Below are 10524 nucleotides of genomic sequence, written 5' to 3' on the forward strand. Positions count from 1 at the left end.
TTATTTAAACTTTTATATACTTAAATAACGCCTATTATATTTTCAATTTATCACCGACCATCCCTTTAACCGTACTTAGAATATCAGCGGGTATCACCACCATTTTCGAGTTATCAGACTCAGCCAATTCTCGAATCGCTTTAATATACTGCTCACCCAGCAAGTAAACAATCGGCATCTCCTCTTCTCCTACCGCGCCAGTAATGAGGCGAATGGACTCCTCTGACCCTTTAGCAAGTACCACTTGCGCTTCAGCATCACGGCGTGAGGCTTCTAAGCGACCATCGGCCTCTAAGATAGCAGCCTGCTTTTGACCATCGGCTCGAGTAACGGTAGCGCGGCGTTGGCGTTCAGCTGCGGCCTGCTCTTCCATCGCCATTTGCATGGTCGGTGACGGATTAATATCTTGAATTTCCACCGTCTTTAGAGTGATACCCCAATCAGAAATATCCTCTGAGATGGCATGCTTAAGCTTGGCTTTTATTTCATCACGGCTAGACAAGGCATTGTCTAAATCCATTTCACCAATAATCGAACGCAAGGATGTCTGTACCAAATTACGAATACCATACGCATAATCTTCGATACCATAGACGGATTTATCTGGGCGAACAATATTGATATAAGCGACCGCATTGGCAACGATAACCACGTTATCACGAGTAATCACTTCTTGTGATGGAATATCAAGTACGATATCTTTGGTCGTAACTTTATAGGAAACTCTATCAACAAAAGGAATGATCAAGTTAAGACCAGGCTCAAGTGTCTGACTGTATTTCCCTAATCGCTGAACAATCCACTTATAGCCTTGCGGTACAATCCGTACGCCTTTAAAAACGGTAAAGGCGATTAAAGCAACTAATACCAATAAAACGATACTCATGCTATTCATACTGTTGATGATGTTATTCATAATGCTCTCCTTGAACCATCGCTATAAATGGTACGGCAATGTTATATATCTGTGATTCTGAGGTGTTGTAGGTGTTTTCTATACTGAACAAAGCTATTAATTAAGGAGCTATTAAATAAATACTTCAGTAGATTATTTGTCAGTGAGCTATTTATTAAGATCTATTTTATCGAGATCGGCTTTATTAAGACTAAGTTTATTTGCGACAGGACGACGGTTAATGACAGGACGATCATCAATAATAGGCACGGCTATGTCAATAATAGGCGCGTCTATTCGTTTAGTAAGCGCTACGATAAGCTCGTTACCAATGATTTCTGTTACTATCACACGGTCGCCCACTTCAACCTCTTCGTCGCGCGTGCGGCAAAACCATTCATCTGCACCTACAATTGGGACACTAAAGCGCACGCGTCCGAGCGCATCGGCTTGTGGCTTAAGCACAATCATACCCGTCTCACCGATAATCACACTGCCGCCCAGTCCTGCCTTCGTACGGTTTACTGACAATGGCTTGATATATTTGAACCAAGTAAACATAAACAGTACTGATAGAGTCAACCAAACAAGCACTTGCCATAATAAAGAGATGGGCAGTAGCCATGATAAAGCAGCAACAATTACTGCCGCAGCGCCAAACCAAAGGCTGGCAAAAGTGGGAATAAGCATCTCAATAATCATTAATAAGAAACCTAATACCAGCCAGTGCCACGGTTCAATCATCCAAATAGTCTCAATCATTACCGTACCCTCCTTTGCAATTCTAGCTTTTAATGTAGCACAATTCCGTTGTTAATATTGCCTTAAAAACAAATCCTGTCTTGTTAATTTTATTTTATAATTAAAACGACTGTTCTAAAAAAAGTAAAAAAAAACGACCACATAAAGTGATCGTTTTTTTATACTCTAAGACTAAATCATCAAACTATAATTAAGCATTATAAGTTTAATAAGCTTAGAATTTCAGATGAGCACCAACTGTCATTAGATCAGCGTCACTACCGACAATATCGTATTCAGCTTCGACACCGAAGTCAGAGTTTACGGCATAGCCGACACCTAGGCCACCAGCAAGTCTTGTATCGCTGTCTGAGACACGATTATTTCTTCTAATGCCAATACTATCGGTATAGCTACTAGAACCATCAATTTTGGTTCTGGCAACACCTAATTTCGCTTTACCATATAAGGCAGTGTTTGGAACGAAATAGCGGTAAGTACCATATACACCGTAAGTTTTGGCATCGACGTCACCATTATAGTAATTAGCGTCGTCTGAACCTACATATTCAGCTTCAACACCGAAATTAGGATCGAAGTTATAACCACCATAGACACCATAAGCTGTTGGATCACTAGCGCCGTTAGTATCTAAATCAAACTTACCAACTTTTACACCAACGTAAGGCTGACCGGTGTAGCCATTGCCATAAGAGACGGCCGCTTGTGCGCTTACACTCAGTAAAGAACCAGCTGCTAGGGCGAGTAAAGTTTTTTGTAGAGTTTTCATCGTCATCTCCTTAAAATCAATTTTGGCAAACAAGTTATTTAATTATGCTGACTATTATAGCCAGATCGCCTTATCTGCTAACGATGTATACATAGTAACAAACCATTTCATTTATAGTGTCAGTATTTAACAGTACGACAGTTAATTTTTGCAAGTATTTGTCAGTGTTAGGGTTACAAAAGGCTGGGTTTGAAATATCTTGTTACTCTCTCTATGTTTGTGTAATAATACCTACTCACCTGAGCTTATTTTAACTTCAATTAGAGTGAAAAGATTGAATAGTTATATTAAAGAACAACCGTAATTACAGTCATTTGTTACCGTCAGCTAAGAGACTTATCGGTGATGCTTAAACAATAGATTTAGGTAAGAACTACAACTCGATTTTCAGTGCCCATACTGCGCAATGGTTTGTTTGATGAGCCATTAAACTTTATAAAGCAGTCATCTTTACGGCTACAAGTGGAAGGTCAGCCGTTATTTAATAACTCTACGCCAGATTATTTTTTGCAAATTAACGCTTTAACCGGACAAGAGCTAGAGTATCTAACGATTGCAGACGGTTAATTGGCATTGGACAACGCTGGCTTTGAGCAAGTTTAGCTATCCGCCCGCCCATCGCTTTAACCTACAATTTACACGCCCTTACGATATGCTCAAACACATGAAGTTGACAGGCGTCTCAACCAGTCGGATACGAGCTCAAATATAACACCAAATTGAGCCAACGTCCAAGCCATTTATATGAACAAAAGCGCGCTTACAACAGTTTGTATCACAAGGCGACAATGGTCAACCCTGCGTTAATCTAAACTATGAAGTGCTGATAGCTGATGTCTTTATGATATAAAATTATCACTCATGATTAAAAAAAAACGCACCTCGAAAGGTGCGTTTTTTTATGAATTATAATTTTTAATACTGGCTTTTAGAAACAGAGCTTTTAGAAAAAACTTACTTCTTATCTTCTTCGTCCACTTCTGTGAATTCAGCATCAACCACGTCGTCGTCAGCTTGGTTGCCCTCAGCTGCATCATCCGCACCTTCTTGGAACTGGCTTGGATCCATACCCTCAGCACCTGCGCCGGCATCACCATAAATCTTTTGGCTAACGGGCAAGAAGGCATTATCTAGCGCTTCAAGCTTGGCTTTTATGTCTTCATGATCGTCTTCTTTCGCAGCCATTTCAAGCTCAGAGATAGCGGTTTCTACTGATGATTTTTCATCATCAGACACTTTGTCTTCCGCATCTTTTAACGCTTTTTGTACGGCATGGATACGACCGTCCGCTTCGTTACGAACTTGCGCAAGCTCTGCGAATTTCTCATCTTCAGCAGCGTTGGCTTCAGCGTCTTGTACCATTTGCTCGACTTCTTCATCCGACAAGCCAGAATCTGCTTTGATCTGAATGCTTTGCGCTTTACCAGTACCTTTATCGGTCGCTGAGATATTCATGATACCGTCAGCGTTGATATCAAAAGTTACTTCGATTTGTGGCAAGCCACGTGGTGCTGGCGGAATATCCGTCAAGTCAAAACGGCCAAGCTGTTTATTTTGGTTCGCGATTTTACGCTCACCTTGATACACCTGAATGGTCACTGCAGGCTGGTTATCTTCTGCCGTTGAGAATACCTGTGATTTCTTGGTAGGAATCATGGTGTTTTTCTCAATAATTGGCGTAAGCACGCCGCCCATTGTTTCAATACCAAGTGTCAATGGCGTCACATCAAGTAGCAATACGTCCGTTTTGTCACCCGACAATACCGCGCCTTGAATCGCTGCACCAGCAGCTACTGCTTCGTCAGGGTTCACGTCTTTACGTGGCTCTTGGCCGAAGAAATCTTGTACTTTTTGCTGTACTAGTGGCATACGAGTCTGACCGCCCACTAAGATAACATCATCAATGTCACCAGCTTTTAGGCCAGCATCATCAATCGCAATCTTACAAGGGCCCATAGTACGCTCAACTAGCGCTTCGGTTAGGCTCTCTAGTTTTGAGCGGCTAATCGTTACTACTAAATGCTTAGGACCACTGCTATCAGCAGTAATATAAGGCAAGTTTACTTCAGTGCTTTGGGCACTTGATAACTCAATTTTAGCTTTTTCTGCTGCTTCTTTGAGACGCTGCATCGCTAAAGAGTCGCCTTTTAAGTTAACGTCTTGGTCTTTTTTGAACTCACTTACCAAGTAATCAATTAGGGCTGAGTCAAAGTCTTCGCCGCCAAGGAATGTATCACCGTTGGTTGCTAATACTTCAAACTGCTGCTCGCCATCAACGTCAGCAATCTCAATGATTGATACGTCAAAAGTACCGCCACCTAAGTCGTAGACAGCAATGGTACGATCGCCTTGCTTTTTATCCATGCCATAGGCAAGAGCGGCGGCAGTTGGTTCGTTGATAATACGTTTCACATCAAGACCGGCAATTTTACCCGCATCTTTAGTCGCTTGACGCTGTGAATCATTAAAGTAGGCAGGAACAGTAACGACTGCTTCAGTGACGCTTTCACCAAGATAGTCTTCAGCTGTTTTTTTCATTTTTTTCAAAATTTCAGCTGAAACTTGTGGTGGCGCTAATTTTTTATCGTTAATCTCAACCCAAGCATCACCATTGTCCGCTTTGGCGATTTTATAAGGGACCATGCCGATATCTTTTTGCACGACCTTGTCGTCAAAACGACGACCAATTAGACGCTTAATTGCAAATAATGTTTTGTTCGGGTTGGTTACCGCTTGACGTTTGGCTGACTGACCAACCAGAATCTCATCGTCTTTATAAGCGACGATTGATGGCGTAGTACGTGTACCTTCAGCGTTTTCAATGATTTTGACTTTATCGCCTTCCATCACTGCGACACATGAGTTGGTTGTACCTAAATCAATACCAATTACTTTACCCATAATTCATTGCTCCAATTTATTCTAAGTTACTGTTTATATAAATCAATTTCTATAAGTTACTATTTATAGCTGCTAGCAGCGGTACTCATTTAATCATACCAAACTAGACTTATCAGACCATAACTGGTCACTTGCTGTTTTATATCGGTTTGCGCTTGTATTTTTTCAAGTCAATGACCGCGCAAATATTTTCTTTTATGTGAGTTTTTGTGAATACCCTTACTTTTAATAAGGACTATCACTAATAAATAATTTACTACTCACAAAACTACTGACCAACACGTACCATCGCTGGGCGCAATAGACGGCCGTTTAAGCTATAACCTTTCTGCAAAACGGTACCAACAGTATCGGCTGGCGCATCGGCGTCAATGCCTACTGCTTCATGAAAGTCAGCGTCGAACTTCTCGCCCTGGGGATCCACTACTTCTACGCCATTTTTATTCAATACGGCCAGCAGCGCTTTGTGCGTGAGGGTCACCCCTTCGGCGACAGGATCGTTAGCATCGGCATTCTCAATCGCACGCTCTAGGTTATCAACCACTTCTAACAACTCTTTGGCAAATTTTTGTAGGGCGAACTTTTTACTTTTATCCGCTTCTTGTTCCATACGTTTTTGCGCATTATAAGTTTCGGCGTTGGCACGAGCGGTACTTTCTTTGGCTTGCTTAACCTCGCCTTCCAATTCAGCGATACGCGCCTCAAAGGCATCAATATCAATTTCGTTTTCGATGGTTTTATTCGCACCTGAGTTGGCCTGCGGATTAAACTCGTCTAAGGTTTCTTCTAAAACACTCTCATCACGGTCAATGTTGCTTTGCGCCGCTTTTGGGTCTTGAGTGTCAAATTCTTGGTTTGGGGCTTGCTCGCTCATGATAACTCCTATGATTTTTAATGACTCTTAATGAGGACTTTTCAATTTAAAACAAAATCGGTCATAGTGTATACTTATTGACCGTTCAAACATTTTTACAAACCGCTTGCGGCTCGTCCACTTAGCTTTAATAAATAGGACTCAATAGCTGCTTGATAAAGGTGATGAGGGTAAATTTCAAGCCTAACCGTGATGAATTTTTGCTTTAAATAAAATAATGAGTATAAATAGGCAGTATTATTGAAGCCTATAAACGGTAAGACGCTTAAAAACAACAAAGCATAAGTGAGCGATAAAAATTCATGTCGGTTACGGTTTTGTCACCGAGACGCACGTAACCTTTTGCCGCCCAGCTTTTATTATAATGCTAATAAAGCAACGGCTGCTCCATACTAGCTAGAACTGACTTTGACCTTATAAGGGGTATTATGCCTATTTTACCAATACCATCGTTACAAGCACTGGTGACAAAAGTGGTAAAAACTACTGCGCCGGAGGCGGCTAAGCCGAATAATCGGCAGCACCTACTGCATTATCTTTTAAAGGGATTAGGTCAGTTACCTACGCCGCTACTTGAGCGTCTTAATCATTCTTTAAATGCCCCTACTGCTAAGCAATATCCCCATGCCGATGCCCATCTACGCTTGATCATCGCTCTTAATAGTAAGCTCAAGCGACCGCTACAATTGAATCAGCTGATAAAGCTGCGGCACAAATTTGCCACCGATGCGGTAGCGCTGCAAGCCCCAAAGGTATGGCAGCAGCCTGATGCTGGTATTGATATTGAGACCAATACTGATGTTAAATCGAAGACTAAAAAAAGCGCATTATCAAAAGGCTTAATAGTCAGCTGGAAAGATAAAAATATCGCTAACGCTGATGGCGGTGATATGACTATTCGCTGTTATCAAGAGCAGGATAGTAATCAGCAAAACCCTAATAAACATAATACTGATAAAATAGCCATGCTGTTCTTTCATGGCGGGGGTTTCTGTATCGGAGATGTCGATACCCATCACGAATTTTGTCATGCTGTCTGTGCAAAAACTGGCTGGGTAGTGGTCAGTGTTGACTATAGACTGGCCCCTGAACACTCTGCACCGACGGCGCTACGCGACTGCCTGACAGCTTATAAATGGCTGGCTGAGCACTGCTATACCTTAGATGTTTTACCATCACGTATTGTATTATCTGGCGACAGCGCGGGTGGTTGCCTTGCCATATTGGTCGCACAGCAGGTGACTGCGCCAAACGTTACTCAGTGGCTGGATTCAGGATTGGATGCTGAGACCACTACCAACTTACTGCAAGATTTACCGCCCCCACTGGCACAGCTGCCTTTATATCCGGTGACCGATATCGAGGCTGATTATCCGAGCTGGGGCTTATATGGTCAAGGATTGCTACTAGATCATGATGATATTGAAGTGTTCGACGCTGCTTACATGCAGCACAGCTTTTTAACACGCTCGCATGCGCTTATCTCGCCCATGCATGGCAACAATACGAATATGTGTCCGAGCTATATCGTCGCCGCGGAATTAGATATTTTACGCGATGAGGCACTGGCTTATGCTGCACAATTACAAGAGGATGATATCGAATCTCAGACTCATACAGTACTGGGCGCGCCGCATGGTTTTATTCATTTGATGAGTGTTCATCAGGGTCTTGGGCGCAAAATCGATTATATTATTAACGAATTTGCTGATTTTGTACTGCAGATAATTGACACAGAAGCGAATTCTATTCCGTCAGAATAAAAAAAAGGATGAGTATTAAAAGAATCGTTAAAGACATTTAGACATAAGGTTTATTGAAATTGTTAAGATTTAATAATGCTGGCAGGTCTAGATATAGCCTCTTTACCTGTCATTGTAATTAGCCAAATCTCAGATCGTGACCCTAAACGAAACGGTATACCCCAAAAACCATAACCGGACGACACTACAAAGTGTCCGCGTCCAATGGCTTCATAACCATAACCCAAACGGTTAATGGCATTGACAATAAAGTTGGCAGGGAAAATTTGTCCGTTATGCGTATGGCCTGAGACCTGTAAATCAATGGGCAGCGCACTATGTTCAAGGATATCGCTAGGCCGATGATCTAATAGTATCACCGGCTCATCTGTATTCACTTGCGTGAGTAACTCGGTAGTCGCCATACGCTGGCTTTTATGATTATCAAAGCGCCCCACCAGCCAAATCGGTTGACCTTGATGCGTTAAGCGTAATACTTGATCGTTTAATAACTGCACGCCAGCAGTACGCAAGGAGTTAATAATTGACTTTTCATGACCATATAAGTCGTGATTGCCTAAAGTGGCATAGACACCGTATGGCAGAGTTTCACATAACTCAGCTAAATTAGTTGCCATATCGTAAGCGGTAAAAGCTTGGGTATTATCATCCATAATATCGCCTGGCATCAACAGGATATCCGCTTTAGAATGGACGACCAGACGACGCAATCTATCTATAGCACTGCTACCAAACAAACGACCTAGATGCAGATCACTGGCCACCGCGATACGTAGTTGCCCGTGCATGGGCTTATTAATACTAATAGTTTGCTTGCGTATTACGGGCATATAAGCGCTATATAAGGCATAAACAAACAGTCCGATGAAGATAAATAGAGCACAATCTCGTAGCCCCAGCTCGACCATACCTAAATCGTTAATGAAGCCACCACTGAGCATAATAATGAGCCAATAACCACCATACAATAAACTGGTCAGCACAGCGGTAAGTATGATGAAATGCATAACCAACATCCAGCCACTCACCCAGCGATAACTGTTAGCCAGTAGCTTAGTAACGCTTAGCAATAGCAGACCATTGCTGATTATAAATACGGCTATAAATACCGCGGTCTGTAACATCGGCATTAATGCTGCCCAGGGGTGTAACCACCACTGCAAACTTAATGCCGTCCCTAAACTAAACAGCTGCAATAGCACAATGATGGTAATAAAAAATACGTAGCGCATGGTCTGTCCTAAAGCTATTTTATTATCATTATCGTCACGTTATTACTTTAAAAATGTGATTAAAATTAGGGCTTGTTGAAGCCTATTAATCTACTGGTTTTTCTGCAGGTTGTAGGGTTACTACCCATATCTCAGCGCGCGTACCTAACCTAAAGGGTACGGCACCAAAGCCATAACCCGATGTCACCAAAAACTGAGTGCCAGCAATCTGTTTAGCACCATGTACCAATGGTTTAAACCACTTCATATAGGTAGTGAGTGGAAAAATTTGTCCACCATGAGTATGGCCAGATAAATGCAGATCAACCGGCAACGCACTGATTATTTCAATTTCTGAGGGATTATGCTCCATAATTATCACTGGCTTATCGATATCAACCTGCATCAGTAAATCTTTTGCTATAGGACGACCGATGTCAGTTTCATCTGAACGCCCCACCAGCCATACTGACTCATCTAACAACACACTTTTATTATCAATCACTTGTATACCAGCACGCTCAACCGCTTTAGCAATCGGCACCTGATTGCCCGAATAATCATGATTGCCCAGTACCGCATAAACGCCAAGCGGCGCCTGTAGTTTTGATAGTTGCTCATGCATGTTGGTCTTATCATAATAATAGGTGCTGTCGTTCATAATGTCACCTGCCAGCAGCACCACATCAACGTTCTGCGCCTCAACGAGATTGACTAATTTCTTCAGCTGTCGATTACCAAACAATCTATCTAAATGGGTATCAGACACTAAGGCCATGGTCAATGGCTTATCTAACGGCTTATTCGTCTTAACCGTCAAACGATGCACTACGGGTGAATAAGCATTGAATACTGATAATCCAACAATGCCAATATAAACACCGACCGCTACCGTCCGCACTAGTCTAGGCCGCTGCTTCTGCTTAAGTACCCGACAGTAAATACCGGCAATAACCGCAGTTATCAAAGCGGCGTAAACCATAAAACCTTGCAAAATGCTCACGACCAAATAAACATCAAAACGCCCGCGCTTGTATTCACTCAGCCCGTAAATCAGTACTATGTTGTTGATAATAACAACAGACGTTACGAGTGCGACGATATGACGGCGGCGCTTTATACGCAGTAGCCAGTACATAGCAGCACTGGTGGATAGCGCTAATACTTGGGTAATAACAATAAACTTCAACATTATAAATAGGTCTGGTCATCAAAACACTAGGCCATCTTAAGCCAAAATTATGTAATTAACTATATCGATTGGGTATTTTCATTAGGGTCTGTATAGAATTCAAATCAGCGGCAGCCAAATAAAGACACAGGCTAGAATCACAGCAGCTTCATAACTG

8 protein-coding genes and 1 pseudogene are annotated in these 10524 nt (G+C 42.1%); 2 read left to right on the forward strand and 7 right to left on the reverse strand.

Annotated features, from left to right (window positions below):
- Window positions 1-34: 34 nt before the first annotated feature.
- The 3 genes and pseudogenes from JMY06_RS09315 to JMY06_RS09325 form a co-directional block, all read right to left on the reverse strand.
- Window positions 35-895 (reverse strand): SPFH domain-containing protein, encoded by an 861-nt coding sequence (locus tag JMY06_RS09315; RefSeq protein ID WP_201618032.1) that lies wholly within the window; start codon window positions 893-895, stop codon window positions 35-37.
- Between the two features lie 312 nt (window positions 896-1207).
- Window positions 1208-1657, reverse strand: a pseudogene (locus tag JMY06_RS09320) (NfeD family protein); the annotation flags it as partial.
- Window positions 1658-1871: 214 nt separating this feature from the next.
- Complete coding sequence (locus JMY06_RS09325; RefSeq protein WP_201618023.1) at window positions 1872-2426, reverse strand: porin family protein; 555 nt, start codon at window positions 2424-2426, stop codon at window positions 1872-1874.
- Window positions 2427-2816: 390 nt separating this feature from the next.
- Here JMY06_RS09325 and JMY06_RS09330 point away from each other — a divergent pair, with 390 nt between their 5' ends.
- Window positions 2817-2993: a hypothetical protein gene (locus JMY06_RS09330; protein WP_201618024.1), complete on the forward strand. Its 177-nt coding sequence runs from the start codon at window positions 2817-2819 to the stop codon at window positions 2991-2993.
- A gap of 387 nt (window positions 2994-3380) precedes the next feature.
- On the opposite strand, the gene dnaK is transcribed toward JMY06_RS09330, so the two are convergent.
- On the reverse strand, window positions 3381-5327 hold the full coding sequence (gene dnaK, locus JMY06_RS09335) for a molecular chaperone DnaK (protein WP_201618025.1): 1947 nt from the start codon (window positions 5325-5327) through the stop codon (window positions 3381-3383).
- A 268-nt stretch (window positions 5328-5595) separates the two neighbouring features.
- Entirely contained in the window at window positions 5596-6201 is a 606-nt protein-coding gene (gene grpE, locus JMY06_RS09340; protein ID WP_201618026.1) for a nucleotide exchange factor GrpE, read from the reverse strand.
- 428 nt (window positions 6202-6629) lie between these two features.
- Here grpE and JMY06_RS09345 point away from each other — a divergent pair, with 428 nt between their 5' ends.
- On the forward strand, window positions 6630-7964 hold the full coding sequence (locus tag JMY06_RS09345; protein WP_201618027.1) for an alpha/beta hydrolase: 1335 nt from the start codon (window positions 6630-6632) through the stop codon (window positions 7962-7964).
- Between the two features lie 62 nt (window positions 7965-8026).
- Here the strand turns inward: JMY06_RS09345 and JMY06_RS09350 are convergent, their stop codons facing one another.
- Both JMY06_RS09350 and JMY06_RS09355 read right to left on the reverse strand, forming a co-directional pair.
- Window positions 8027-9196: a metallophosphoesterase gene (locus tag JMY06_RS09350; protein WP_201618028.1), complete on the reverse strand. Its 1170-nt coding sequence runs from the start codon at window positions 9194-9196 to the stop codon at window positions 8027-8029.
- 85 nt (window positions 9197-9281) lie between these two features.
- On the reverse strand, window positions 9282-10367 hold the full coding sequence (locus tag JMY06_RS09355) for a metallophosphoesterase (protein WP_201618029.1): 1086 nt from the start codon (window positions 10365-10367) through the stop codon (window positions 9282-9284).
- Window positions 10368-10524 lie beyond the last annotated feature (157 nt).

Origin of the sequence: Psychrobacter urativorans (genome assembly GCF_904846675.1) — a bacterium.
Classification (GTDB): Bacteria; Pseudomonadota; Gammaproteobacteria; order Pseudomonadales; family Moraxellaceae; genus Psychrobacter; species Psychrobacter urativorans_B.